Source organism: Acidobacteriota bacterium, from assembly GCA_028874215.1.
Lineage (GTDB): Bacteria > Acidobacteriota > UBA6911 > RPQK01 > JAJDTT01 > JAJDTT01.
This window is the reverse complement of sequence record JAPPLF010000101.1, coordinates 38315-64951: the sequence shown is the minus strand read 5'-3', so window position 1 is coordinate 64951 and position 26637 is coordinate 38315. Positions and strand designations below refer to the sequence as shown.

At 62.1% G+C, this 26637-nt stretch carries 19 protein-coding genes; 7 read left to right on the top strand and 12 right to left on the bottom strand.

The features are described 5' to 3' along the window. Positions 1 to 109 precede the first annotated feature (109 nt). Complete coding sequence (locus OXT71_20980; protein MDE2928866.1) at positions 110 to 1459, bottom strand: sialidase family protein; 1350 nt, start codon at positions 1457 to 1459, stop codon at positions 110 to 112. Positions 1460 to 1686: 227 nt separating this feature from the next. Between OXT71_20980 and OXT71_20975 the strand changes: the two genes are divergently transcribed. From OXT71_20975 to OXT71_20960, 4 genes are all read left to right on the top strand, one after another. Beyond that, complete coding sequence (locus OXT71_20975; GenBank protein ID MDE2928865.1) at positions 1687 to 2541, top strand: tetratricopeptide repeat protein; 855 nt, start codon at positions 1687 to 1689, stop codon at positions 2539 to 2541. Between the two features lie 227 nt (positions 2542 to 2768). Beyond that, on the top strand, positions 2769 to 3512 hold the full coding sequence (locus OXT71_20970) for a DNA-binding protein (protein ID MDE2928864.1): 744 nt from the start codon (positions 2769 to 2771) through the stop codon (positions 3510 to 3512). A 50-nt stretch (positions 3513 to 3562) separates the two neighbouring features. Further along, the gene (locus OXT71_20965) at positions 3563 to 5011 is read left to right on the top strand and encodes a tetratricopeptide repeat protein (GenBank protein MDE2928863.1); all 1449 of its coding nucleotides are present in this window, start codon (positions 3563 to 3565) and stop codon (positions 5009 to 5011) included. Between the two features lie 196 nt (positions 5012 to 5207). After that, entirely contained in the window at positions 5208 to 6740 is a 1533-nt protein-coding gene (locus tag OXT71_20960; GenBank protein ID MDE2928862.1) for a CRTAC1 family protein, read from the top strand. 84 nt (positions 6741 to 6824) lie between these two features. Here OXT71_20960 and OXT71_20955 read toward each other — a convergent pair whose 3' ends face one another. Genes OXT71_20955 through OXT71_20935 form a run of 5 tightly spaced genes read right to left on the bottom strand, consistent with a single transcriptional unit; the run spans position 6825 to position 12423 of the window. Next, positions 6825 to 8537, bottom strand: coding sequence for a CRTAC1 family protein (locus OXT71_20955; protein MDE2928861.1), 1713 nt, complete (start codon positions 8535 to 8537; stop codon positions 6825 to 6827). A gap of 8 nt (positions 8538 to 8545) precedes the next feature. Further along, on the bottom strand, positions 8546 to 9508 hold the full coding sequence (locus tag OXT71_20950; protein MDE2928860.1) for a phytanoyl-CoA dioxygenase family protein: 963 nt from the start codon (positions 9506 to 9508) through the stop codon (positions 8546 to 8548). A 7-nt stretch (positions 9509 to 9515) separates the two neighbouring features. Further along, positions 9516 to 10292 (bottom strand): aldolase/citrate lyase family protein, encoded by a 777-nt coding sequence (locus OXT71_20945; GenBank protein MDE2928859.1) that lies wholly within the window; start codon positions 10290 to 10292, stop codon positions 9516 to 9518. Between the two features lie 31 nt (positions 10293 to 10323). Next, positions 10324 to 11298 carry a sugar phosphate isomerase/epimerase gene (locus OXT71_20940; GenBank protein MDE2928858.1) on the bottom strand — a complete coding sequence of 325 codons (975 nt, stop codon included), beginning with the start codon at positions 11296 to 11298 and terminating at the stop codon, positions 10324 to 10326. Between the two features lie 15 nt (positions 11299 to 11313). Further along, the gene (locus OXT71_20935; GenBank protein ID MDE2928857.1) at positions 11314 to 12423 is read right to left on the bottom strand and encodes a Gfo/Idh/MocA family oxidoreductase; all 1110 of its coding nucleotides are present in this window, start codon (positions 12421 to 12423) and stop codon (positions 11314 to 11316) included. 72 nt (positions 12424 to 12495) lie between these two features. Between OXT71_20935 and OXT71_20930 the strand changes: the two genes are divergently transcribed. Then, positions 12496 to 13824, top strand: coding sequence for a sulfatase-like hydrolase/transferase (locus tag OXT71_20930; protein ID MDE2928856.1), 1329 nt, complete (start codon positions 12496 to 12498; stop codon positions 13822 to 13824). Between the two features lie 109 nt (positions 13825 to 13933). Next, entirely contained in the window at positions 13934 to 15094 is a 1161-nt protein-coding gene (locus OXT71_20925; protein MDE2928855.1) for a Gfo/Idh/MocA family oxidoreductase, read from the top strand. A 49-nt stretch (positions 15095 to 15143) separates the two neighbouring features. On the opposite strand, the gene OXT71_20920 is transcribed toward OXT71_20925, so the two are convergent. The 4 genes from OXT71_20920 to OXT71_20905 all read right to left on the bottom strand — a co-directional run bounded on the left by OXT71_20920 (position 15144) and on the right by OXT71_20905 (position 19976). Continuing rightward, the gene (locus tag OXT71_20920) at positions 15144 to 16526 is read right to left on the bottom strand and encodes a Gfo/Idh/MocA family oxidoreductase (GenBank protein MDE2928854.1); all 1383 of its coding nucleotides are present in this window, start codon (positions 16524 to 16526) and stop codon (positions 15144 to 15146) included. Between the two features lie 50 nt (positions 16527 to 16576). Continuing rightward, the gene (locus tag OXT71_20915) at positions 16577 to 17983 is read right to left on the bottom strand and encodes a sulfatase-like hydrolase/transferase (protein MDE2928853.1); all 1407 of its coding nucleotides are present in this window, start codon (positions 17981 to 17983) and stop codon (positions 16577 to 16579) included. A 77-nt stretch (positions 17984 to 18060) separates the two neighbouring features. Then, positions 18061 to 19086, bottom strand: a complete 1026-nt coding sequence (locus OXT71_20910; protein ID MDE2928852.1) for a carbon-nitrogen hydrolase family protein — start codon at positions 19084 to 19086, stop codon at positions 18061 to 18063. Positions 19087 to 19130: 44 nt separating this feature from the next. Further along, positions 19131 to 19976, bottom strand: coding sequence for a PmoA family protein (locus OXT71_20905; GenBank protein MDE2928851.1), 846 nt, complete (start codon positions 19974 to 19976; stop codon positions 19131 to 19133). A gap of 269 nt (positions 19977 to 20245) precedes the next feature. Here OXT71_20905 and OXT71_20900 point away from each other — a divergent pair, with 269 nt between their 5' ends. Beyond that, the gene (locus OXT71_20900) at positions 20246 to 22516 is read left to right on the top strand and encodes a tetratricopeptide repeat protein (GenBank protein MDE2928850.1); all 2271 of its coding nucleotides are present in this window, start codon (positions 20246 to 20248) and stop codon (positions 22514 to 22516) included. 83 nt (positions 22517 to 22599) lie between these two features. On the opposite strand, the gene OXT71_20895 is transcribed toward OXT71_20900, so the two are convergent. Beyond that, entirely contained in the window at positions 22600 to 23976 is a 1377-nt protein-coding gene (locus OXT71_20895; GenBank protein MDE2928849.1) for a DUF1501 domain-containing protein, read from the bottom strand. A gap of 43 nt (positions 23977 to 24019) precedes the next feature. After that, positions 24020 to 26617, bottom strand: a complete 2598-nt coding sequence (locus tag OXT71_20890) for a DUF1553 domain-containing protein (protein MDE2928848.1) — start codon at positions 26615 to 26617, stop codon at positions 24020 to 24022. Positions 26618 to 26637 lie beyond the last annotated feature (20 nt).

Here is a 26637-nt window from a genome sequence, read left to right as displayed (position 1 = left end):
TGAGAGGACTGAGGAATGGGACGCCCGGATTTGGCAGCCTCGTTCCGAGAGGCGCCATGAGAGGTATTTCTGGGAGCTGGACCGCGTTTCCGGAGAACCCTCCGGATGATCACCCCGCCTCGGCCGGTTCCGGCGGGGCGTTCTCCAGGCGCCAGAAGACCGCCCGCAGCCCCAACCAGGGGCAGTCTCCGACTTCGGTCCCCTGCGGGCACGGATTCTTGGGCGCCTCGTAGTATCGCTTCAGCGACTCGTTCTCCCAGTAGGCATAGACCGACATGAAGTGATTGGGCGACAATTCGAGCATGGGACTGGTGAAGGAGACGGTGAGGGGAGGCGTGAGGAGTGGGAACTTCTTCGCCTGATTGAATTCTCCGGTGCCTCCCGCAGTCCCGTCCACCCAGGTCCGCCCCCCGTCCAAGCTGATTCTCAAGACCCGGCTGGAGTTCTTGCGTTGAAAGTTGGCGGCGACCACGACCACGTTGTTGCTGCCCCAGACGATGGTCGCCCGGTGGCCGTAGAACTCGGTCAAGCCGCCCGGCACCTCATGAAACGTCCGTCCGCCGTCGGTCGATCCCATCAGGAGGCCGTTCTTGTAGATGGAGGGCATGTCGGAGGGCATGTCGTCGGGGGCGCCGGTTCTACGGATGGTCGCCTCCCGATCCTCGCCGTGGAGGAGCTCCCGCTGGGTACGGGTCATGGAGAGGATCCGGTTGGGATCGAAGGGATCCAGGGCGTGGCCCACCTCGGTGACGTGAGGGTGCATGATGGTTACGTCCCCCCAGGTCTTGCCACCGTCGGTGGAGCGGAAGATGGTCTCTCCCCCGAAGTCCAGATCGGACCGCATGAGACCGTCGATCCGGTTCTTCGGGTCTTTGTAATAGGAGCCGTCGTAGCGCAAGCCCACCGAGAACATCAGAGTGCCGTCAGGCTTCTCGATAAAGGTGTTGTAGTCGTTGTAGCAGTAGACGTACGGATGCTCCATGCCCCGGGAACCCAGCGGCCGGAAGTCGATGGGCGTCGTGTTCCAGGTCTCGACGTCGGCGGACCAGGAGACGAATAGCTCTTTCGGGGTGCTCTGATGCAGGAGCCAGAGGCGTCCGTCACGAGTGACTCCCGAACCGATCAGACGTTGGCCGGGCGGAGCGTCAGAGATGTTCAGCCGCACTGGCTCCCAGGTCTCGCCCTGATCGGTGCTCTTGAAATATCCCAGGGCCTCACCCGTTCCCTGGGTCATGGTGTTCACGTAGATGGTCCCATCGGGATGGCGGACCATGCCCACCATTTCATGGGCCAGGCCGGTCTCATGGCCGGGCTTGATGATGCTGACCTCCTTGTCGACCTTGAGGACCAACCGCTGGGGATCGAGAGCCTGGTCGTCCTGAGCGGTTTCCGTCGGCGCGCAGGCGGCGACAGTCAGAAGCAGGATAATGGTGGGGATGCGGCGAATCAGTGAAGCCATGTTTCCTCCGGGGAAAGGAAGTGAACGTTGGGGTTCAGTGTATGGGCTCGCCGGTCCCGGCACAACCTGACTCGAAATCCGGCTTCGCAGCCCGACTTGTCCTGCATGGGGATGCTTGCTAACTTGAGCGCGAACCGTGTCTTCCCTTCTATTTCGATCTTCTTCTGATGAACCGGACAGTGACAGGAGCTCCAAGTTGTAGGAGACCCGGTGCCGCGGCCCTTCTGGTGTTGTTGTTGGCCGTAGCCGGTTCGAGATCGTTCGGACAGACGGCTGCCGAGGAGCCCGACGATCTCACCGCCATCGGGCGCATCGTCGGCACCGATATCAACAAGATCGCGGCAGTCGTGCGCTTCCACAGCGCCATCCTGATGACCCGGATGGAGCAATTCGAATCGGCCTACGAGGCGTTGCAGCAGTTCGTCTATCAGAACAACACCAGTCCGAAGGTGGTCGAGGCCCTGGGGCTGTCCATCCTGAGGATGCGGTATCTGCCTTCCGAGTATCCGCCGGCCAAACGCGAACTCGTCATGCTGGCGGGGCGGGCTGCCTACGAGACGGCGGCCCGGCGAGCAGAAAGCGCCGATCGGGCCTATCAGGAGCTCGTATCCCGCTACCCCGGCGAATCCAACGTGCACTATGCCTATGGGGCATTCCTCATGGGAAGTAAGCCGGAGGTGGCGGTCCAGCAGTTCCAGCAGGAGTTGAAGAAGGATCCCGATCATGTGCCGAGTCTCCTCCAGATCGCCATGGAATACCTGCGTCAGGGCATGTACCAGGAGGCTCTGCCTCTGGCGGAAAGGGCCCACGGGCTGATGCCGAACTTCTTCACATCCAGAAAGGTCCTGGGCCGGGTTCTTCTGGAGACGGGACAGGTCGAACGAGCCGTCCAGGAATTGGAAGTCGGAGTCCAACTGAAACCCGAGGACCCCGAGATGCACTTCGCTCTGGCCCGGGCCTACGCGAGGGCCGGCCGCAAAGCGGAAGCGGAACGGGCACGGGGCGAATTCCTGCGGCTGGACCGGATCTACCGGAGTCAGCGGGAGGGTCCGCAGTCCGTTGGTGGTCAGGCGCAGCCCTGACGCCCCCGGCGGTCAAGGACCGATTGGACTCGGAGGATGCCGTGGTCGAGGACCATGTTTCCAGGATAGTCGATCCTTACCCCGTCATTGAAGTACTGCCGGAGTGGAATCGTGAAGGTGAAGAGATGGGGAGCAAGAGAAAGATCTGGTTGGATGTCGCCGACAGCCCGAGAATTCGCGATTGAGTTGATGCGCTACAATGTCGAACAATTGTCGGAGATTTTCAGATGAATGAAAGGACCTTGTATCTGGCTTGGCAGGACAAGGCGCATAGTCGGCGGTGGTTTCCCATCGGTCGTCTGGACGCCGACGTCGAACGCCCGCGGTATCGCTTCCGTTACATTGGCGGTGCCGAACAGGCGAAAGAGACGTCGGGATTTCCGTTGTTGATCGAATTCCCCGAGTTGAAGGCGGATTATCGATCTCCGGAGCTTTTTCCCGTGTTCCAGAACCGGGTGATGAATCGAAGGAGGCCGGACTTCACCGACTACTTGCGCAGTCTTGATCTTTCTCCCAAGGCGGACCCTGTCGAGATTCTGTCAGCGAATGGCGGCAGCCGCGTGACGGACACCTACGAGGTCTTCCCGAAACTCGTGAAGCGCTCCGACGGCAGCTTCACCTGCCGCTTCTTTTTGCACGGATGGCGGCACGTCAACCCATCGGCGCAAGTGCGGATCGATCAGTTGGCCGACGGCGAAGAATTGTACGTCACATTGGAACTGACTAATCCGGTGTCCACAACGGCCGTGCAGATTCAGACGACGGATTACCATATGGTCGGGTGGGCGCCTCGTTACCTTGTGGCGGATCTGGTCGCGGCTATGGCCGAAACTCCCGAATACTCTGCACGGGTGGTTCGGGTGAATCCCCAGCCTGCGCCGTCGAAGCAGCGGGTATTGATCGAGATGTGCGGCAGTTGGGACAAGCACGAACCCATGAACGGCCCGGAATTCCGGCCATTGGTCACTTGAAGGCTCGCTGAGCGGTCGTCTTTGGCCAGCAGTCTGCGGCACAGGAGATAGTGGAGCGACAGTCTCCGGTTCGTATGGTTCTTGGTGTTCTCCTGCTTGTGACCTCGATTGCGCCGTTCCGTCCGGCGCAGACCGAGCCGCTGCCTCCCGTTCCCGATCTGGCTCCTCGGCTCGACGAGTTCGACGCGACGAGCCGGAAGCAGATCCGGGACGCCGGCGAGCGGGTCCGTCTGCATCCCAGGGATGCGGAAGCCAACGGCAGGATGGGCATGCTGCTGCATGCTCATCAACGTTACGAATTCGCGGAACCTTTCTACCTGCGGGCCCGGATTCTGGACCCCGGCTCGTTTTCGTGGGCCTACTGTCTCGGGATCATTCAGGGACGCTTGGGAAAACCGGCCGAAGCATCGTCATCGTTGCGACTGGCGGTCCAGCTCAAACCGGACTATCTGCCTGCACGATTGGCGCTGGCCGAGGCGCTGCGGAAACTGGGAGAGTTGGAGGAAAGCCGGGAACTCTACCTCCGGATCGTCACGGACCGCCCCGAGTCCGCTTCGGCCTGGGCCGGTCTGGGCCGGATCTCCTGGGAAGCGGGAGAGGTTTCTGAAGCCGTCGAGAACTACCAAAAGGCCGTCGACCGGTTCCCCAGGTACGGCGCCGCCCATTACGCCTTGGGGCTGGCGCACCGGAGCCTGGGCAATCTGGAAAAAATGCAGGAGCATCTCTCCCATTTCCAGCGCCATTCGGCGAAACAGCCGCCGGTGGAGGATCCCCTGCTCGATGCCGTCCAGGCCCTGGAATCCCGTGCCGGACACTTTCTTCGGGAAGGCTTTGTTTTCAGAGAGGAACGGAATTACAAGGAGGCGGCGGCCGCCTTCGAGAAAGTGCTGAAGCTGGAGCCCGGCCACTCCATCGCACACGCCAACCTGGTCTCTCTGTACATCGCTCTCCGAAACCCCGCCAAGGTGGAGGAACACTATCGTTCGGCTGTCGCCGGCGATCCCGGCCTGTACAAGACGCACTACAATTTCGGCACCTACCTGGGGTGGCGGGGGCGCACCGGCGAGGCCATTGCCGCACTTCGAAAGGCCGTGGAGATCAACCCGTTTCACGCCGACAGCCACAGCAATTTGGGGCACCTGTTGGCCCAGTTGGGCAGAAGCACCGAGGCGGAGAAGCACATGCGTCTCGCCATCCGGCACCAACCCAATTTCCCGCTCCCGCATTTCAACCTGGGGCGTCTGCTGCTGACCCAGGGACGGTATGAAGAAGCCGTCCGGCATCTTCACAAGGCGCTCGACGGAGAAAACGACGGCGACCCCTTGCACGTCTACACCCTGGCGCTGGCCTATGCCCAACTGGGCGAGTTGGAGAAAGCGGAGCACTATGCTCTTCTGGCGAAGCGGAAGGCTGTCGCTCCGGACCAGGCCGGAATCGCCCGCAACATCGAGAGTCTGCTGAACGAGCTCGAACGAGCGGCCAGTTCCCATGGGAATTAGGAAGCCGCTTTCCGCTCCCGTACGATTTTCCGTGACCGTTGGGCTCTTGGGTTTCTGTTTTCTCTCCCGGGTCGTTTCCGCTTCCGGTCCACCTGTCTTTCGGGAAGCCGCGCGGGAGACAGGTCTGGACTTTCACCATTTCATTGGAGCGACTGGCGAATATTTCTTACCCGAGATCATGGGATCGGGAGTGGGGATGTTCGACTATGACGGCGACGGGGACCTGGACCTCTATTTCGTCCAGGGAGCGATGCTGGACCGTTCGAAGGAGGTGTCCCAATCGTCGTTCCCCTTTTATGGAGAGGGGCCGCCCCGGAACCGGCTGTTCCGCAATGAACTGATTCCGACTGGGAAGCTCCGGTTCATCGACGTCACCCGTGAGGCCGGGGTTGGCCATCCGGGCTACGGCATGGGCATGGCCGTCGGAGACTACGACAACGACGGCGACCTGGACCTTTACCTGACCAACTTCGGCTCCAATGTTCTGTACCGCAACGAAGGCGACGGGACCTTCATCGACGTGACCCGCGACGCCGGAGTGGACGATCCCCGGTACAGCGCCAGCAGCACCTTTCTCGATTACGATTCCGACGGCGACCTGGACCTTTACGTCGCCAACTATGTCTCCTTCACCATCCAGGGGAACCGCAGATGCGGCGGGGAGCGCCGGGACTACTGCGCACCCGATGTCTACCAGCCGTTGCCCGACCGACTCTTTCGCAACGAAGGCGACGGAAGATACACCGACCGGTCGGAGGAGGCCGGTCTGGGCCGGGCCTTCGGAGCCGGTCTCGGGGTCGTGGCCGTCGATCTGGATCTCGATCGCCGCGTGGACGTCTACGTCGCCAACGACGGGACCCCCAATCAGTTGTGGATCAACCAGGGGGACGGGACCTTCCTGGACCAGGGCCTGGTGTCCGGAACCGCGTACAACATCGACGGCATGGCCGAGGCGGGCATGGGCGTCACGGCCGCCGATTTCGACGGCGACGGGGACGACGACCTCTTCGTGACCCACAACAAGAAGGAGACCAACACCCTCTATCTGAATGGACGGCGAACGGGATTCGCGGACGTCACTTCCCGCTTCGGGCTGGCCAATCCAAGTGTCCCCTATTCCGGATTCGGCACGCTCTGGTTCGACTACGACAACGACGGGTGGCTGGACCTCTTCGTGGCCAATGGAGCCGTGGTCATGGACGATCGTCAGCCGGCCGATTCACCCTACCCGTACGCGCAGGAGAACCAGCTCTTCCGGGGCGACGGTACCGGCCGGTCTCGGGAGGTTGGATCCGACGTTGCGGGTTCGGCGCTGGATCTCGTGGAAGTCAGCCGGGGCGCCGCCTTCGGCGACATCGACAACGACGGGGACATGGACATCGCCGTTTCCAACAACAACGGGCCGGCCCGCCTGCTGCTCAACCAGATCGGCTCCCGCAATCATTGGCTGGGCGTCCGGCTGGTTGGAGAGCGGGGTACTCCGTTGACCGTCTACCAAGCCCGGGTCGCGTTGTTCCGGAAGGGCCGCAAGCCTCTGTGGCGCCGCTGCCACGCCGACGGGAGCTATCTCAGCGCCAACGACAGCCGAATCCTCTTCGGGTTGGGTTCATCGAAGGACGTGGACCGGGTGGAGGTCCATTGGCCCGACGGTCTGTGTGAAGGTTGGAGCGGACTAGAAGCCGATCGATACGTCACGCTCCAGAGGGGAAGCGGGCAAATCTGCGAGTGAGGAGAATGAGGAGGGGCGATTTCCAATCGTCCGTTTCCCCTCATTCCATGAATCGGCGGTTAGGAAACCGCCGCTCCGCTCCCACTATTCCTCCGTGATCGTCATATACGCGTCGATCGGCAGATTCTTGAGCCTCTGGACCCGGTCGCTGGGAGCCGGCCAATGAATCTCGACCCAGTCCAGCTTGCTCGCCTGGCCCAACCCCAACACCTCGCGCGGATCATGGGACGCCAAATAGCTACCGCCACTCGTCTTCAAACGGCTCCGGACCACTCCCCCGGCGGACCACCGGATCACCGCACCGATGGCGTCCCGATTGCAGTTCCTGCCCACCAGTGTCAAGCCGATCCAGTGGTTGCCGTCCCCCCACCGGTTCCGTAGCAGCACGGGCGCCTGCCCGTTGTTGGCCACCAGAACGTCGACTCTCCCATCATTGTCGAAATCGCCCACCGTCATCCCGCGAGCCGGATACTTCTCCGCGAAGACGGCGCCCGCCCCCTCGCTGATGTCCCTGAACTTGCCGTCCACGTTCTCGAAAAGCAGCAGCGGCATGGCGTAGGTGACCTGCAGGGAATAGGAGGCGATCATGTCGTCGGGATGCCCGTTGGCCAGGAACAGGTCCATGTCCCCATCCACGTCGAAGTCCAGAAATTTCAGTCCCCAGCCGCTCAGGAACCGGGTGGACTGAGCCACCTGGTTGGGATGGGAGAGGTCCCGGAACAACTCGTTTCCCTGATTCCGGTAGAGGGCGAACATCTCCTGGTCCACGTTGGCCACGAACAGGTCCTGCCGGCCGTCCTGGTCGTAGTCGGCGGCATCGACGCCCATCCCGGAGCGCGCCTTCCCGTTGGCGCTGAACCCCACCTCGGCGAGGAAGCCGACCTCGTCCCACCGGCCGTCTCCCCGGTTGACGAAGAGGAAGTTCTGGACCGTGTCGTTGGCGACGAAGAGATCCATCCTGCGGTCGTTGTTGACGTCGGTGGCGACGACCCCCAGCGCCTTTCCCAGTGACCGGCCGATGTCGCTCGCGGCTCCGATGTCGGCGAAGGTGCCGTCGCCTTTGTTTCGGAAAAGCAGGCTCGGCGTCGGTTCGAAGAAGGTGGGGATGCAGTAGTAGTTCTTGCCCAACTGGTTGTTTCCGCATCGCACCGGGTTGTCGACCTGGTATTTGACGAAGCTGCAGACGAACAGGTCGAGCCATCCGTCGCCATCGAAGTCGAACCACGCGGCGCTGGTCGTCCAACCGGGAGCGGCCAGTCCGGCGCTTTGGGTGACGTCCCGGAAGGTTCCATCCCCCTGGTTCTCGTAGAGAATGGCGCGGCCGTAGGCGGTGACGTAAAGATCGGCGTCTCCGTCGTTGTCGTAATCGGCGGCGGCGGCCCCCATTCCGAAACTGCCGGCGGCGACTCCCGCCTTTTGGGTCATGTTGCTGAAGGTCCCGTCGCCGTTGTTCCGGTAGAGTGCGTTGCCGGGACTCTTCCCGGGCTTGAAGAAATCGGAGGGACCGGTGTTCACCAGGTAGAGGTCCACCCACCCGTCGTTGTCGTAATCGAAAAAGGCGCAGCCGGGCCCCAGCGTTTCCGGGAGATGGCGCATCTCCGACATGGCGTTCTCGTGCACCCAGACGATGCCGCTGCTGGAGGAGGGGATTTTGGTGAAGAGATCGGTTCTTGGCGCGGCGGTTCCGCTCGCCGACAATCCACTAGTCAGGAACGCCGCCAGGAAGAGGAGCGGCAGCCGGGGAGGGCGTATGGAGAAGACGCCGAGGTCGCAGGTCTCGGCCTCGGAATCATTCATAAAGGGGTCTAGTTCCGTTGTCCAACCTCGGCGACGAGTTCCTGGGCGCGTTCCAGGGTCGTCGCCTTCTCCACCAGCATAAGCCGGCGGACTTCCTGCAGGGTGTCCTTGTTCGCGTGGGTGGTCACGTAAAGCGCCCGGCTGGTGACGACGGCATCGATCTGCTGCGCGACTCGCCGGCAGTCGGGACCCGGCGTATGAGCGATCCAACTGACCGTGTCGTTGACGGACTGGTAGCGGAAGTCGCAGGAGAGGCGAATCCGGTCGGACCGGTTCACCAGTCCGCGATGGGCCGTGACATGGCCGAAGATGATGGCGTCTCCGGGATGGTAGTCGGTGGTGCCCCAGGTGAAGTCCGACGAATCCAGTCCGAATCCCTTGGACCTCGCTTTCTTGGCATCGCTGGGACTGGAGCCCGCGTGTTCCAGGAATCCCATCTTGTGGGAACCGACAGCGATGGCCAGCCCCCCGATGTTGGGGTCGATTTCCATGAGTGGCAACCAGCAGGTGTAGAACCGGTCGGCCTGGTACCCGAGGTTACTGGCTCCGTCCTGGTGGGTGCCCACGCCGGCGTCGTCCGGCGCATCGGGATCCGGAAACATGATCCGGATGAGCCGCTGTTTCCAGACCGTGACGGCTTCGCCCACCACGCTCTCCATGACCGCGACGATCTCCGGCGACTCCGCCAGGCGGTTGAAGGAGTCGAGCCGCACGATCTTGTCGTAGTACCTCATGTGTTCCGCTTCGGAAGGGTGGGGCCCCCCGCTCCACATGGGATCTTCCGTGTCAGTTTCTTCAATGATGTGAGTCTCGTGCAGGACCCCCATGACGTCCTTCTTGACCTGCGACACTCGTTGCGGATCGACCAGGCCCCGCAGCAGGAGGTAGCCGTCTTGGGCGAGGTTTTCCGAAAGACGCTCGGCGTCGCCCAGATGCCCGGTGGAATCCGTCAGCGGTCGATATTCCATCATGGCGATTTCAACTCCCTTGCTCTGATCCGTGAAAGACGTCGACCCCGGCCCGGACCGCATTCAGGACCAGGCTGTAGTCGGGACCGAAGCCCAGGAAGGTCAGCCCCTGGTCCATGCGCTGTTTCAATTCCTCAGGCGTCGTGGAACCGATCCCGATGGCGACTCCGTTCTTCTTCCCGATCTCCGCTGCGTATTCGATCACGGCGTCCGTCTCCGGGAAGGGCATCTCCATGGGATTGAAGCCCATGTTGAAACAGAGATCCCACATCCCCAGATAGAGGGCGTCGAAGCCCGGAACCGACGTGATCTCTTCCAGGTTCTCAACCGCTTCCGTGGTCTCCAGCAGCGCGGCGACAATGATGTTGTCATTGGCCCGCTTGATGTAGTCGTCGTTGTCGATGGTGTACTGGCTGGCGCGCATGGGGCCCCAACCGCGGATCCCGTGCGGCGGGTAACGGGTCGCAGCCACCAGGGCCTCGGCCTCGGCCGCGGTCCTCAACATGGGGGCGATGACGCCCATGGCGCCCATGTCCAAGGCCCGCTGAATGAAGACCTGCTCATGGGAGGGGACGCGGACGATGGGTACGGTTCCGGTCCCCTTGATGGCCATGAGCATGTGCTCGATCTCGGCCGAGTCCAGGCCGTTGTGCTCGGTTTCGATGACCAGGAAGTCGAGGCCGACCTGCGACAACAGCTCGGCGACGCTGGGACTGCCCAGCCCCATGAAGGTGCCGAGAGCGGCTTCCCCGGAATTCAGTTTTTCCTTTGCGCGGTTCGTTTGCATAGCTCAGAAATAGTCTCGTTGTGGCAAGGTTTCAATATTCCGTCCCGCTCTTGCCCGCCTCCGCCGATCCCTCCCGGGTGACGTAACCGGCGCCCGAACCGTAGAGCCGCCGCTGGTAGTCGACGGAAGTTTCAACCGCCTTCAGAAAATTGATCTGCCTCTCCAGAGACTCCTGGAGGCCGGGTCTCGCCGCCTCTTCGCTGACGCCGGCCCGATAGGAGATTTCCGGGGGAACCAGGCCCATGTAAATGGAAAGGTATCCGTCGAAACCGATCTCCTTCAGGGTGCTCAAGATGGCCGGATAGTCGGCGTGGCCCTCGCCCAGGAAGCAGTGATTGGTCTCGTTCACGTGCATGACCTTGATCCGGTCGCCCGCCGCCAGGAGGGCGCTGGTGGTCGAGGCCTCGGAGATGTTCATGTGGTAGATGTCCGGCTGGACGCCGATATTGGGCAGGCCCAGGTCGTCGATCAGGCTGATGGCGTCGAAGACGGAGGTCAAGATGCCGGAATAGGCTTCATAGCGGTTCAGCGGCTCGAACAGAACCGTGATGTCCCGCTCTCCCGCGTATTCGCAGATTTCTCTGGCCCCTTCGAGAAAATTGCTTCTCAGAACGTGCATGGGCAGCTTGGGGAAGGGGATCTGGGGGACGGGAGTCTGGGAAGCGCAGATCTGGTAGTACTTTGCCCCCAAGGCGGACGCCAGGTCGACGCAGGCCTTGCCGTAGTCGATGCCTCTCTGCCGGGCTTGTACGTCGTCGCCGGCCAAGTCCCTGCTTTCTCCGGCGTGATGATACGCCCAGGCGCCCAGTATTTCGTTGACTTCCAGCCCCGTGGAATCCAGCAACCTCCGGAACTTGTCGACATCGAGCTTCGGCGGATTGCCCGGCAGGTCGACGGCGTCGAACCCGGCCCGCTTGATGGCTTCCAGGATCGGCTGCGGTGTCTCGAGGATGTAGTGTCCGATTCTCCCGATGGTCTCGGAGATGACGGAGTATTGGAACGCCATTGGTGCACCCCTCCTTTAGTTGGATTTCAAGTCCACGGGTTTCCTTGTCTTCATGGACTCACAGACGGCGTCGATGACCTTCATGTTGCCGAGGCTGAACTCCGGGGTAACCCGGTGCGGTGTGTTCGTCTCCAGGCATTCCACCAGATGGTCGAGCTGCAGGGCAAACTGGTCCACGGGGTCGAAGCGGTGGACTTCGTGGTCGAAGTTGTCATGGAAGACTTCGATGGTGGCGGGCAGGTCTTCCTTCTCGACGAACTCCTGTTCCCTCACGCTGCGCTGGTCGAACGGCAGGTCGGCGCGGATCCACCCGGTCAGGCCCAGCACCTCCGTCGCCTGGCAGTAGCCGTACTGATAGCTGGTGGTCAGTTGGGCGGTTGCGCCTCCCGGAAACTCGAGCTGAATGACGGCAGTCATGTCCGCATCGGCCGACTCGATGAACCGGCCCACCGCATAGGCCCGGTGGGGCTCCTCGCCGATGACGAACCGCGAGAAATGAATCAGGTAGCACGCCGTGTCGTAGACGGATCCACCGCCCCGCCGCCGGTCGTAGCGCCAGTTGTCCGGCTCGGAGAATCGAACCAACGGAGAGGAGAATGTGGCCTGGACGGAGACGACCCGCCCGATCCGGCCCGAGTCGATGATCTCCTTGATCCGGACATGTTGGGGATCGTGCCGCCACTTGAATGCTTCCACCAGCATGACGCCGTTCCCGCGCGCGGCGTCGACCATGGCTTCGCATTCGGCGGCGTCCCCGGCAATGGGCTTCTCGCACAGGATGGCGCGGACGTTTCCCGAGTTCGCCGCGGCGATGCTGACCGGGGCATGGGCGGGGCCCCAGGTGGCGACGATGGCGATATCGAGCCGTTCTTCCGACAGCATCCGGTCCAGGTCGGTGTAGCGGTTGGGGACCTGGAATCGGTCGCCGAAGACGTTCAAGGCCTCTGGGGAAAGGTCGCAGGCCGCTGCCAACTCGACCATGGGGTGACGCACGCAGGTGACGGCATGGTCCAGTGCGATGGTCCCGGTACCGATGATTCCTGCTTTCAATGCCATGGTCAGGTTCAGGCTCATTCTATTGGAAAGCGCCCGTTGCCGATAGCTGCACCCGTGCCCTCGCTGCATCGAGAACGTATACTCGCTCCAGCAAGGATGCGGGCGGCACTACCGTTGTCATCCAGGAGGAGGAAAACGCAAATGAAGTGGTGCTCGACGATATTCGGTCTCTTGCTCGCCGTCTCCATACAGCCGGACGCTGAAGCCGGTGACAAACCGAACGTTATCTTCATTCTGGTCGACGATATGGGATATGGCGACGTGGGGCCCTACGGCGCCACGGATCTCCAAACCCCTCACCTGGACCGCATGGCTCGGGAGGGAGTCAAACTCACGGACAATTACGCGGCGGCCCCGGTGTGCACGCCGACGCGCATCGCTTTTCTTACCGGACGCTACCAACAGCGTAGTGGGATCGAATGGGCGTTCGCGGGCGCGGGTTCTCCGGGACTGTCCACGTCGGAGACATCCGTGGCCAGGATGGTGAAGAACAACGGCTATGCGACGGGACTGATGGGGAAGTGGCACGTGGGAATCACCCCCGAGACGGGACCGAATGCCCACGGATTCGATGAGTTTTTTGGTTTCCTGGGTGCAAACATCGATTTCTACACCCATCGCGAAGTGATCCCGGAGAGAGGTTTCCCCGATCTCTACGAAAACACCAAACCGGTGAAGAAAGATGGGTACATGACCCATCTCATCACCGAGCGGTCCGTCGACTTCATCGAACGCCACGCGGGCAAGCCGTTCTTCCTCTTCGTCTCCTACAACGCACCTCACTGGCCGTTCCAGCCACCGAACCGGCGCTGGGTTGCGACGGCGGAAAATCGGCTGGAAGGGACCCGCGAGGACTACAACGGCATGGTCGAGGCAATCGACGACGGGGTCGGCGAAATTCTGGATGTGCTCGACCGGAAGGGTCTGGCTTCCAACACCCTGGTCATCTTCACCAGCGACAACGGAGGCGAGCGCCTCTCGCGCACCGCACCTTTTTTCAATCACAAGGCCACATTGTGGGAGGGCGGGATTCGAGTCCCCGGCCTGGTCCGTTGGCCGAAGCGCCTCCCGGCCGGCAAGACCTCCGATCAGGCGGTCATCACCATGGATTATTCGGCCACCATCCTGGCGGCCACGGGGAGCGCCCCTCCGGAGGGACGCACCTTGGACGGCATCGACATCCTCCCCATCCTGAGCGGAGAGAAACCTCCACAGGAGCGCACCTTCTTCTGGCGCGTCAAGTTCGTGGGCGAATGCAATCCACAGCGGCCCTACTGGCAGTGCTACGTACAGAAGGCGGTCCGCAAGGGGCACTGGAAGTACGTCCTGGACGGCGTTGAGCAGGTGGACATGTTGTTCGATCTGAGGACCGATCCGAGTGAGCGTCAGACACTGACCTACGAAAAGCCGGAACTCGTGGAAGAAATCAAGCGCCTGTACGCGAACTGGGAGCAGGACGTAGACCAGTAGGAGCGGCGATTTCTAATCGCCGAAAAGGAGCGGCGGCATCCTTGCCGCCGACAGGGGGGCAGGGGGGACGGAGTCCCCACTCCGAGTCCTCCACATCACTGAGGAGAATATGAACAGACGCCATTTCATCACCTCCACCGCCGGAGCCTGGGCGGCAGCCCACCTCACCGGCAACACCGCCAATCTCTATTCGGCCAACAGAAAATACCGCGCCGCCGTCATCGGTCACACCGGTGTGGGCGGCTACGGTCACGGTTGGGACGAAGCCTTCAACCCCTTCGACGCCATCGACGTCGTAGCGGTCGCCGACCCGGACGCCACCGGTCGAAAAGAGGTCATGGCCCACACCGGAGCGAAGCAAGGCTACCGCGACTACCAGGAAATGCTCCGCAAGGAGAATCCCGACCTGGTGTCAATCTGTCCCCACGCCCTGGACCACCGCCTGGAGATGGTCACGGCCGCCGCCGAGTCAGGCGCCCATATCCTGATGGAGAAACCGTTCGCACGCGATCTGGTGGAAGCGGACGCCATGGTAAAGGCTATCCGGAAGAGCGGCGTAAAGGTGCAGGTTGGCTTCGTGACGGCAACGCTGCCCATGACGCGGCGTGTCCTGCAGATGGTCCGGCAAGGCGAGATCGGCGTGCTTCAGGAGATCCGCGCCCGCGGCAAGGAGGACCGGCGCGCAGGCGGCGAGGACCTGATGGTGCTGGGGTGCCACCTGATGCATTTGTTGAGGATGTTTGCCGGCAACCCGAAATGGGTGTTCGCCCACGTCACGGACCACGAGTTCGAAATGGAACGAAGCCACGCCCGCGAGAAGCAGGGACCAGGAAGCATGGGAGCGCTGGCGGGAGACCAGGTCGCCACCATATTCTATCTGGGTCAAGGCGTCCATGCCTACTTCGGATCCAAGGCAAACGACGTCAAGACGGGACGGCGCTTCGGAATCTACCTCTATGGCAGCAAGGGTGTGATCTACCTGCCGACCGTATCAGGCGCGGCAATCCTTCGCTCTCCCGATTGGCACAGCGGAGCGTGGGAACCCATCGAACTCACTGCGGAAGAGCGGGCCGGATCCGACCAGTTGGCCACCCTCATGGTGGCCGACCTGTTGCAGGCCATCGAGGAGGATCGTGAACCGGCCGTCACCGAGTATGACGGCCGCTGGACCACCGAGATGATCTCGTCCGTCTACCAGTCCCAGTTGACGGGCGCACGGGTGACGTTTCCGCTCAAGGATCGCACGCATCCGCTGGAGCGCGGCGTGTGACGAGCGCCGCCGGTGTTACCCGGGCCGCCGTTTTCTCCCGATCCCCGTCCTAGAACTTCTCCGGAATCACGTAGGGCGCACGATAGTTCCGGGTCAGCATGGCGTTGGCTTCCTCGTCGCCGAGGTAGCGCTCCGTGACGGGATCGAAGTCCAGGGTTCTGCCCAGGCGGTACGAGGTGTTGGCCATGTGAATCAGCGCGCAACTGTGATGGCCCTCGACGATGTCCCCTTCCATGATGGAGCGGTCGTTGGCGCGGATGGCCTCCACGAAATTGCGGAACATGTCTCCGCCTCCGCTGCCTGACGGACCCGGTTCCCGTCCCTTGCCCATGTAGGTTCGCCAGTTCCCGCCTCCGTCGATCACCATGTACCCTTCGGAGCCGTAGAAGAGATTGCCGATGTTGTTGCCGGCCCCTTTCCCCAGTCCCCCTTCGTGGTTGGTGACCCAGTGGCGGACTTCGAACTGCATGATTTTTTTCTTGTCGCCGCCCCCCTCTTCGCTGGGGAACTCGAAGAGAGCCATCTGGGTGTTGGGGGTCTCCTGGTCGTCGTCGAACATGAAGTGGCCGCCCATGGAAGAGATCTTGGTCGGAAGGGTGACGCCCAGGCCCCAGCGCGCGATATCCACCTGGTGGGCGCCCTGGTTGCCGATGTCTCCGTTGCCGTAGTCCCAGTGCCAGTGCCAGTTGTAGTGGAAGCGGTTCCGGGTGAACTCGCGCTTGGGCGCGGGTCCCAGCCAGAGATCATAGTGGACGCCGGGGGGAACGGCTTCGGGGCCTTTCCGTTTGATGGTGTTGCGCCACTTGTAGCACATCCCTTTCGCCAGGTAGACCTCGCCGAGTCCGCCTTCGTGCAGGAACTTCATGGCGGCCTTGTAGCCCTTGAAGGTCCGGCGCTCCGCGTGGTGCTGAATCAGGCGGTCGTATCTCTTGGCCGCCTTGATGAGCTGCTGCCCCTCGAAATGGTTGTGGGTGCCCGGTTTTTCCAGGGTGGCGTGCTTGCCGGCCTGAGCCGCCCAGAAACCGGCCAGGGCATGCCAGTGATTCGGAGTCGCCACGCTGATGGCGTCGATGGTGGGATCGTCCAGCACGTGGCGCAGGTCGTAATAGGTTGCGGGCCGCGGCAAGCCCATTTCGTCCATCTCCTTGACCCGCTTGGCGCTGATGTTCTCGTCCACATCGCAGAGGGCCGCCACCTCGACGTTCTCGAGTCCCGCGTAGCCCGTGACGTGACCCCATCCCATCCCGCGCAGACCCACCACGGCGACTCGAACGCGGTCATTGGCATCCTTCACCTTGGCATAGCTCGCCGCGTTGAATCCCAGGGACAATCCGGCACCGACGGTTCCGGCCGCCACCGATTTCATGAAGTTCCGGCGCGAGTCCGTGGTGTCCTGGCCGGATTGGGCATGATTGTTGTCTTGCGTCGTCATAGGTTTATCCTCGCTCTACGGACCCGTAAACACACAATTTATCGGCGCGGTCACCGCGCCGGCTTCATATCGGCCTCCCATTGTCCAAGGAGTCCCTTCAATCGATCGGCATCCTCCGATCTGGATCCGAGCAGGTCGTTCTCTTCGTGGATGTCGGTGGAGAGATTGTACATCCATTCCTCCGTCCGCTCACCTTCGATCAGTCGGATGTACTTGAGGTCGCTGTCGCGCACGGCCGCCCAGGTCCTGTCGCCGCGGCGGCCGCGCCAGAACAGGGTGCGGTCGAAATCTTCGCGGTTCTCCGCCACGTGACCGATGATGTCGTAGCCGTCCAGCCGTTCCGCCGGCACGTCGGCCCCGGCCAATTTGAGGAACGATCGAGTCAGGTCGAAGGTCGCAGAGACCTGTTCGCTCCTGGTCTCCGCTTCGATACGGCCGGGCCAGCGAATGATGAGGGGGACGCGGATGCCTCCTTCCAGCGTCGTCCCCTTGGCGCCTCGCAAGGGAGCCATGTTGGCCGCCCCCTTCAGTCCGCCGTTGTCCGAGACGAAGATGACGATGGTCTTTTCCCGGAGCCCGGCGTCGTCGATGGCGGCAAGCAACCGCCCGACTTCCGAGTCCATGTCCTCCAGCATGGCGACGTAGGTGGCCGGGTCACTCTCCATCCAGTTCTCCTTGGTGACCACCTTGTCCTGGTCCTCGGGCCCCTGAAACGGGAAGTGAGGGGTTTCGTGGGCCACATAGAGAAACATGGGACGGTCTTTGTTCCGTTGGAGGAAGTCGATGGATGCGTCGGTGATCAGGTGGGTCATGTAACCCTCCCGATAGACCGGCATTCTTCCGTCGAAGAGGACGTGCAGGTCGCTCAGTTCCCGGTGGTTGAAGTAGTGCACATTGCCGCCCTGGTAGCCGAAGAACTCGTCCCAGCCATGTTCCAATGGGTTGAAATGCGGTTCGTAACCCAGGTGCCACTTGCCGAAGGTGCCGGAGACATAGCCGGATTCCTTCAATGCTCCCGGCATCACCGTTAGTTCGGCGGGAAGCCCCAACTCCCGTTGCTCGGCCAGCCGGATGGCGTCGTCGTAACGGCCCACGTTGCCGGTGCCGATGGCGCACTCCAGTCCGCCGGCCCGTTGCTGATAACGCCCGGTCAAGAGTGCCGTCCGGGTCGGCGTGCACTCCGGCCCGTTGGCGTAATGCTGGGTGAAATGCGCGCCCTCCTTGGCCAGGCGGTCGATGTTGGGAGTCTTGGCCTCGGGATGGCCGTAGAGGCCCAGGTCTCCGTAACCCAGATCGTCCGCCAGGATCAGGACGATGTTCGGCTTTTCCGAAGTCTCACCAGATGTCTGGACATCAGGGGCGCTCTCGGGAGGACTGCAGGCAGCGAAACCAAGGAGCAGGAAGGAGATCGATGCAAGAAGGCCGAATGTGGAGTGCTGCTTCGCTGGTCGAATCATTGCGTCAGTCTACAGGAATGAGGAATGAGAAAAGAGCGGCAAAGGACGAGGAAATATTGGCGTCGCGGGCACGTTGGTCATTCCTCCTCTTCGAGTGGGTCGGCATCCACCGATTCGAGACGAGGGTCTGTGGTTTCGAAGTTGACGGGCGATCTAAAGGACCGGTCCACGGTGAGCTTGAAGACGTCGAACCGGTTGTACCCGCCCACCACGTCGTGGATCTGCTTGGGAGCCACCGTTTGGGAGAGATCGATTTCGGCGTAGAGGAGGCCTTCCTCGTCCTGGAGAATCTGGCTGACCGGGGTTCCCTCCGGACCCATGACCACCGAGATGCCTCTGGGGCTCCCGTCCAAAACGCTCCCCGCCTCCGGGGTCAGTCGGCCCAGAAGCTCCCGGGCCGCCGTATCCAGGAAGCCGGAGGCCACCACGTTGAAGACCTTGCCTTCGAAGGAATGGGCGCCGGCCCGAATCAGTATCGCCTGCTTGAGATCGTAGTTGCCGCCGGTGGCGGGATTTCGGGTGGGCCACATGGGCGGGTAGGTGGAGAGATGGACCTGTTCGCCCTGGGCCAGCAGGGCAAAACGGGCCAGCGGATTGGTGTTCTCTCCGCAAATCAGCATCCCCACTCGACCCAGCCGGGTCTCGGACACCTGAAGTCCGCTGCCGTCCCCGGGCGCCCAGACCAGTTTCTCGTAGAAGGTCGGAACCAGCTTGCGGTGGTGGCAGAGCAGGTCCCCCCGGTCGCTCAAGAGGAGGTTGGCGTTCCAGAGGCACCCGTCGCTGATCGGCGAGACCTCGTTGAATCCCAGGGAGACGAAAATGCCGTTGCGGCGGGCCGCGTCTGCAACCTTGGCGATTTCAGGCCCGTCCACCCGCAGACTGCCGGCAGCGAGCTGGCAGAAAAGAGCATGGTTTTCAATGGGGGCCTGCAGGGCGCACCAGAGCGGAAAGGCCGGTATGTAAGTCTCCGGAAAGACGATGAGCTGAGCGCCGTTGCGGGCGGCTTCGCCGATCAGGGCGCAGGCCTTTTCCAGCGTGGCTTCTTGGTCGAGGAACACCGGGGCCACGTGAGCGGCAGCCACCTTGTAGGCTGGAGGTTGCATAGGGAATCAGGAAGGAGAGGCTCTCCGCTTCGGAGGGACGTAAATCACTGATCCTCTCCATATTGCCGCAACATTTCCGCGATTCTTTCCGGGGCCAGCTCACCCCGGTGGATCAGCACCCGGTATCGCAGCCGGACCGGTGTCTCCTTGGAAATCGGGACCGGAATTCGTCCGGGATAGACCTGGTTCTGCATGCTTCTGCCCCGGCGCAAGACCCAGCGCCGGGGCGTACCCGGCGTGTCCGGATGGCAGAGGATGGTCAATCCGGAGAGACCCGTGTTGGAATCGAACGTGCCGGTCAGATCCATCCACCGGCCGGCGGTCAGCGGAGTTTCTATGGGCTCGACCTGCCCGAATTCGCCGGTGAAACGGGTGTCTTCCGGCAAGCCGAGCCGGATCGTGAAGCCCCCATAGGCCTTCTTTCCCGCGGACCCGCCCAGCCGGACACCATCGACCATGGCTTGCAGCCGGATGTCGAAGTCGATGGGACGGATGTCGTCCCGGACGGCGCCGACTCGAACCCTCACCTTTTCCCGAACGATCGGTTTGGGATCGCCATTGGATTCGCGCAGGAAATGGGATCTCCACCAGACATGGGTGGCGAGAGTCAGTCGATTCTTGTCATCGGACAGGACCTCCACGTCGCGCACGTCGAATTCCATGTTCTCGGCCCGCCACGGGTTTCCCGCAGGCTTTCCGTCCACGGTGAGTTGGTGCCACCCGAGGAAGACGCCCCGGTGGTGAAGATGGTCCTCAGGAAAATCTTCCGTCAGCATCTGGCCATCCAGATCGTACAGCGGATGAATGTAGTTGGCCCGGGGCATCTTGCCCTGATGAGATTTGGTGCGCCGCTGGTAGAAGAGGACCGGTTGGCCGCCGTCCGTGATCAAGACGCCTTCTTCGGTTTCCTTGGCGTCGAGTGCGTCGAGCCTGGCTCCCAGAGCGGTGCCGCCGAGGGACAGCAGGAGCGCGAATAGTGAGAAAATGCCGAGCCGATTCGAGACGCTTGCGATCGCTTCTGAACTCCGTGGGGGTTGGCGTCGGCGTTGAGTATACAACGGCCAGAAGGCAGGGAGGAGTGTAGGACCAACAAAATCATGTTTGAGCGATTCTCGGAGCTTTTGCTATCCTGACGGCGGTTTTGAAGTCCTCCCCGGCCTTGCTTCTGCTGATTCCAGCCTTCATTCTCGGCGCCGCCTTCTGGCATTCCGGTCAGGACCCGGAACCTCTTCTCGTTGCCGGGAAAGATGCGGGCTACGTCAATGCCGAATCATGCCGGCCTTGCCACTCGGACATCTACGAAACCTACCAACATACGGGGATGGGCCGCTCCTTCTATCGCATGCGGCCCGAAAAAGCGGTCGAAGATTGGACCGGGAACAACGTCTACTACCACGCGGCCTCGAAGCGCTACTACACCATGTTCGAGCGGGACGGCCGTTACTTCCAGCGCCGCCACCAGATCGGGTACGGCGGCAAGGAAGTCAACGTGGTGGAGAAGGAGATCCACTTCGTGGTGGGCTCGGGCAACCGGACGCGGACCTATCTCCACCACGCGCCCGACGGCAAGCTTTTCGAGCTTCCGGTGAGCTGGTACAGCGAAAAGGGGTCTTTCTGGGCCATGAGTCCCGGCTACGACTCCCGTTCCCACCATGGATTCCAGCGGAGAATCCATCACGGCTGCATGTTCTGTCACAACGCGTATCCGGAGATCGAGCCGGGAAGCGACTCCTTCGGACGGCCCTCCTATTTCAGGGGGAACATCCCGGAAGGCATCGACTGTCAGCGCTGCCACGGGCCCGGGCAGGACCACGTCGCCGTGGCAAAGAAGGAGGACGGCTCGTTGGAAGCGGTTCGAGCCAGCATTCAAAACCCGGGAAGGATGAGTCCGGAGCGGCAGATGGAAGTCTGCATGCAGTGCCATTTGGAGACCACCAGCGCCCGGCTGCCGCCGTTCATTCACCGCTACGGGCGGGGTGTGTTCTCCTTTCGGCCGGGCGAGGAACTGGCGAACTACGTCCTCCATTTCGATCATGCCCCGGGCGCCGGACATGACGACAAGTTCGTCATCGTCAATGCGGCGTACCGGCTGCGACAGTCGCTCTGTTTCCAGAAGAGCGGCGGAGCGATGACCTGCGTCACGTGCCATGATCCTCATGACATCCCCCGGGGAGAGGCCGCCGCGCGCCATTACGCGGAAGTCTGCCGGAGCTGCCACGCGTCGGCGCTCGACGAGCAGATCGCGTCAAGGGAACACACTTCGTCGTCGGAATGCCTGACCTGTCACATGCCGAAGCGCCGGACCGACGACGTCGTTCATGCGGTGATGACCGATCACTACATCCAGCGTTTCAAGCCGGAGCGGGATCTTCTGGCCCCATTGAAGGAGGAACCCTTTTACCGGAGGCCGTATCGAGGAGAGGTGAAGCTCTACTATCCGAGCCGGGTCGCAACGCGTGATAAGGAACTCTATCTGGCCGTGGCGCAAGTGGAGGACAAGTCGAATCTGGAAGCGGGAATCGCGAATCTGGAGAGAGCGATCCAGACCCACCAGCCGTCGGAGCCCGAGTTTTACCATCATCTGGGCGAGGCCTATTTCGAGACGGGGCAGTTCGCCAAGGCGATTCCCATGTATGAGGAGGCCCTGCGCCGGCAGCCCGATTTTTGGACCGCCCTTCACCGCCAGGGACTGGCCCTGGCCAGATCCGGCCAGCTTTCCCGGGCCGTGACCGTCCTGGAGCGGGCGTCACGGAACGATCCGGAGCCGGGAGCGATTCTCAACGATCTGGCTCTCCTCCACCGGGAAGCGGGGCGGGTCGACGAAGCGGTGAAGACCTTGAGGGAAGCCATCAAGCCGGACCCGGAGCGCTCGGAGGCGCACAGCAACCTGGGAGCGCTTCTGCTTGAAAAGGGACTGTTCGGCGAGGCGGAAACGGTGTTGCGCGAGGCTGTCCGACTGGAGCCGGATTTGCCGGCCGCCCATCACAATCTCGCCACCGTCCTGGTGGCTCGGGGAGACTGGGGCGAGGCGGAATTTCATCTTGAGAGGGCTATCGAAAACAATCCGTCGGACGTGCAGATCTACCTGGACTATGCGGCCATCCTGGCCCAGAGGGGGCTCTACGAGCGGGCTCGGAGCTATCTGGACGACGCTCTCAAGCTGGACCCCAGCCGGCCGGACGCTCACAGTTTGATGGCAGAGATTCTGGCGTCAGATGGCAAGATCGAAGAGGCCGTCACCTATTTCGAGAAGGCCCTGGAACTGAACCCTGCCCATCATCGGACGCACTACAGCTACGGTGCCGTCCTCGCCCTCTCGGGGAATCTGCAACAGGCGATGACCCATTTGCGGAAGGCGTCCGAGAGCCCGGACCCCGCCATCCGCCAGTCCGCCTTGGATCTGTTGAGAGAATTGAATCGAGCCCCGTAGAGGCGAAAGGAAGGGGGGCATTCCTGTCCCCCTCTGTTCTTCAGTGTTCCTTGGGAATCGGCGGTTGGAAACCGCCGCTCCTCCTAGCCGAGCAGTTCGGGGATGGGCTTCCCGGTCTTGTCCTCGAAGGAGTTGGCAATCTTTACGGGACGTCCGACCGGAGTCATGTACTCCTTGGTCCAGTCGATTCCCATCGCCTTGTAGACGGTGGCGTAGATGTCTCCGATGGAAACCTCGCGCTCCGCCACGTGGGCGCCCCTCTCATCGCTGGCTCCGAGCACCATGCCGCCTTTGACTCCGCCGCCGGACATGAGCAGGGTCCAGGCATGGGGCCAGTGGTCCCGTCCGCCGCTGGCGTTGTGGGTCGGTGTCCGTCCGAACTCGCCCATGACGATGACCATGGTCGTATCCAGCATCCCTCGCTCGTCCAGGTCGACCAGCAGGGCGGAGAGGGCCTGATCGAGGGGCGGAACCAACGCGTCCTTGTGCTGCTTGTCGTTGTTGCCGTGCGTGTCCCACTCGTTGAACTTGTAGCCGGCCGCCGTCACGAAACGGGATCCCCTTTCCGCCAGGCGCCGAGCCAGGAGCACGCTCTGTCCGAAGCCGTTTCGGCCGTAAGCGTTTCGGACTTTTTCCGGCTCCCGCGTCAGTTCGAACGCTTCCCGGACCTCGGGCTTCAGAATCATCTGCAATGCCTGCTCACGAAAACCGTCCATGGCGGTGAATTCGGCCTTTTCCACCTTCTTCCGGTAGATGGAGTCGACCATCTCCAGCATCGAAAGCCGGGACTCCAACCGCTCCACCGGCAATCCCTTGGGGAGCGTCAGATCCGCGACCGCGAAATCGGGGTCGCAGACCGTGGTGATGTCCTTGAAGCTGCACCCCGTGGGGTCGCCCAGGATCAAGGGGTCGTATTTCGCCCCCAGGTGGGCGCTCTTCCAGAGCACTTCGTATTGCCGGTCCACGTCGAACTGGGGGGCCAGGACGTACGGGGGCATGGTGTTTATGGGACCCAACTCCTTGGTGATGATGGAACCGACGCTGGGGAACGCCATGGCCGCACTGGGACGATGTCCGGTGAGCACGTTGTGGGCGCCCTCGAGGTGGTTGGATTCCTCCGTACGGACGGACCGAACGACTGCGATCTTGTCCATCTGCTGGGCGACGAGAGGACAGAGCTCCGTCACCTGAATCCCAGGAACGTTGGTGGAAATCGGCTTGAACGAGCTGTTCGGCTTGGGATCGTACGTGTCGATGTGGCTCGCTCCACCCTCCAGCCAGAGCACGATGATCGATTTCGCCGTGGCCTCCTTCTCGACATCCACTCCCGCACTTGCCATCAGGCTCTTGAACTGAAGGTATTGCGTGAGGTTGGCTCCCAGCAGGCTGAGAGACCCCAATCGCAAGAAGTCCCTTCGACTGGCGAGCCGGTAATCCAGGCAACCTGCTTTTCTCAACATCGTTGGCTTCTCCTTGGGCGGCTTCAAAAAAGCCTAAAGGCGCTCAATGGTTATACGCAAACTCCCGGGAACTGATCAAAGCCCAGGTCAGATCCTCCAGAGTCGTCTTCCGGGAGGGGCTCTCCTCAAGCAACCGCAACAGGCGATCGAGTTCGTCCCGGCTCGGGAATCTGGTAAACGCTAACAGATAAAGTTCTTCCACGATCTCTTCATTGGAGTGGCCGCTCCGGATCATCCGGTCCAGCCTTCCGCCCTCGCGTCCCAGTTTCTCGTTGTAGGTCCGGCCCGCAAAAGAGTGCAGGGCCTGCAACAGCGTGGGTCCGGGCTTGTTCGGCTTGCCGGCCCGGTCGTAGCGGCCATGGACCTCCATGAAACTGCTATGGTCGATGGACCAGTTTTTCAGGTTCATGGCCCGGGTTCCCACCGGCTCATGGCCTCTCGTCGTATCCAGGTACTTCTCGTCGGTCACGCCCGTCACGAAGGAAATGGCGTCCAGGAACAGCTCGGCGTCCAACGGCCGGGGCTGGAAGTGGGAGTAATTCGTGGTGTCGTGCCGGTTCGTCTCGTTGGGGACCGACGTCAACTGATAGGCCCGGGAGCGAACGATGGTCCGGATCAGCTTCTTGATATCGTGCCCCTGGCTCCTGAATTCATCGGCCATGGCGGCGAGCAGGTCCGGATGCGAGGGGGGATTGGTGGACCGGAAGTCATCCACCGGATCGACGATCCCTCGCCCGAAGAAATAACTCCAGATCCGGTTCACCGTCGCTTCCGCGAAGTGGGGATGTTCGGTGATCCATTCCGCCAGGGCCATCCGCGGGTCGAACTGCCTGTCCGCGGGTAGAGGAGCGCCGTCGGGCAGGGTCGCTTTCACTTCTTTCTTGGTGCGCGGATGAATGACCTTGGCGACTTCCTCAGGCTGGCCCCATGCATAGTCCCGGCCGGCGGGGTTGTCGAAGATCACCATGTCGGTCTCGTCAGACCATCCGACTTGAACCAGGCTGCCGAAGAAAGCCGTCAGCCCCCAGAACTGATCCTGGCTCCAACTGTCGAAGGGGTGGTTGTGACACTGGGCGCAATCCAGCCGGCGGCCCATGAAGAGCCGGATCTGCTCCCCCATCACCTGTTGGGGACCGGTGGGATCGTTCTCGGTAGCGAACCGGGTGAAATGCCGGGAGGGCCCGTCCCATCCCTGGGCGGAGATCCGTTCCCGAGCCATCTGGTCGTACGGTTTTCCGTCGATGACGCTGTCCCGGATCCATTCCCAATACGCCGCGTTGAACTCGGTCGTGCCGCCGTTCACCAGGCGTCCCACTCGAAACAGTTGAGAGAATCGATACGTCCAGTAGTCGACGTATTCTGGGGAGTCGAGCAGCGTCTCGATCAGTTTTTCCCGCTTTTTCGGGTCCTCGGAAGCCAGGAACTCGCGGACGCGGTTGGGCGGCGGCATCGTGCCCGCCAGATCGAGGCACACTCGTCTCAGAAACTCGGCATCGCTCGAAAGACCGGAAGGAACGATGTTGAAGCGCCGGAGCTTGGAGAAGACGTATTCGTCGATGTAGTTCTCTTCGGGAACGGCCGGGTAGTCTGGAATCAGGTCCGTGATCACGCCGGCGAGCGCACTGACCGCGTGGCCGGCCGCGCGGATCATGATCGCCGTCTCTCCCTTGCCGACCGCCTTCACCGTCCCGTCGTTGCCCACGCTCACGACCGCGGGATTGATGGAGGAGTAGAGCACCTGGTCGCTGATATCCTGGCTCCGCCCGTCCGAAAGGTGAGCCATTACCACCAGTTGCTGGGTCCCGCCCGGCTCCAGCACGAACTTGTGGGGAAACACCTCCACGCCGTCGATTCCGGCGGATTCCTTGTCGGCCGCATCGCCGAAAGGAGCCCCCGCTTGAATCCAACCCAGAATGGTCCGGTAGTCGGGAGAGTCCAGAGCGAATCTGGGTCCGCCTCCATGTGCCATGGCCATGGTCGGCTTCATCAGCAGCAGGCTCTTCTCCGGTTCTTTCAGGTCGATCCGGGGGACCTTCGGTTCGTCCGATTTGTCGGTGAGGACATGGAAGGTGCCGCCCTCCATGATCCACTTGTAATCATCCTCGGGGTAGAGGGAGTTCTGCGAGAGCTTGAATCCGCCCTGCCCCTTGACGCCGCCATGGCAGTCGCTGCTGTTGCACCCGTGCTTAGTGAGAATCGAGCCCACGTCCCGGGTGAAGCTGTAGGTCTTTTCCCGGACCAGGTCCTGAACCTGGATGGCCGCTTCCGCCGTGTGGCCTTCGACCTCCACCCGGACTCTCGTCTCGCCCTCGGAGACGCCGACGATTCGGGAAGTCCCGTCGATTTTGGCGACCTCGTCGTTGTCCACATGGAAACTGCTGCGCGAGGTCACGTCACGCTGCAGCCCGTCGGAGAAGGTGCCGAGCACCACGAACCGCTGTGAAGGATCCGCTCCTCTCAGATCCACCTTCTCGGGAAACATTTCGACGGAGACCAGGGTCAGGGCGTGGCTGCTGGCCGGCGCCAACGGCTCTCCCTGGGGAGACGCAACGGACAGACTCAGGACGATGGCCAGCACCAACGGCAGGATCGTTGTGGATACGCCGAGGCCGCTCGCGAATTTCGGTTCTTGCAGACTCACGGTGCCTGTTCCTTGCAGCT

What these genes read in the sequence shown, in the direction of transcription:
- OXT71_20895 (MDE2928849.1), bottom strand. Translation starts at nt 23,976, where the DNA reads ATGTTGAGAAAAGCAGGTTGCCTGGATTACCGGCTCGCCAGTCGAAGG.
- OXT71_20980 (MDE2928866.1), bottom strand. Translation starts at nt 1,459, where the DNA reads ATGGCTTCACTGATTCGCCGCATCCCCACCATTATCCTGCTTCTGACT.
- OXT71_20930 (MDE2928856.1), top strand. Translation starts at nt 12,496, where the DNA reads ATGAAGTGGTGCTCGACGATATTCGGTCTCTTGCTCGCCGTCTCCATA.
- OXT71_20945 (MDE2928859.1), bottom strand. Translation starts at nt 10,292, where the DNA reads ATGCAAACGAACCGCGCAAAGGAAAAACTGAATTCCGGGGAAGCCGCT.
- OXT71_20925 (MDE2928855.1), top strand. Translation starts at nt 13,934, where the DNA reads ATGAACAGACGCCATTTCATCACCTCCACCGCCGGAGCCTGGGCGGCA.
- OXT71_20915 (MDE2928853.1), bottom strand. Translation starts at nt 17,983, where the DNA reads ATGATTCGACCAGCGAAGCAGCACTCCACATTCGGCCTTCTTGCATCG.
- OXT71_20970 (MDE2928864.1), top strand. Translation starts at nt 2,769, where the DNA reads ATGAATGAAAGGACCTTGTATCTGGCTTGGCAGGACAAGGCGCATAGT.
- OXT71_20955 (MDE2928861.1), bottom strand. Translation starts at nt 8,537, where the DNA reads ATGAATGATTCCGAGGCCGAGACCTGCGACCTCGGCGTCTTCTCCATA.
- OXT71_20920 (MDE2928854.1), bottom strand. Translation starts at nt 16,526, where the DNA reads ATGACGACGCAAGACAACAATCATGCCCAATCCGGCCAGGACACCACG.
- OXT71_20950 (MDE2928860.1), bottom strand. Translation starts at nt 9,508, where the DNA reads ATGATGGAATATCGACCGCTGACGGATTCCACCGGGCATCTGGGCGAC.
- OXT71_20940 (MDE2928858.1), bottom strand. Translation starts at nt 11,298, where the DNA reads ATGGCGTTCCAATACTCCGTCATCTCCGAGACCATCGGGAGAATCGGA.
- OXT71_20910 (MDE2928852.1), bottom strand. Translation starts at nt 19,086, where the DNA reads ATGCAACCTCCAGCCTACAAGGTGGCTGCCGCTCACGTGGCCCCGGTG.
- OXT71_20935 (MDE2928857.1), bottom strand. Translation starts at nt 12,423, where the DNA reads ATGCAGCGAGGGCACGGGTGCAGCTATCGGCAACGGGCGCTTTCCAAT.
- OXT71_20960 (MDE2928862.1), top strand. Translation starts at nt 5,208, where the DNA reads ATGTTCGACTATGACGGCGACGGGGACCTGGACCTCTATTTCGTCCAG.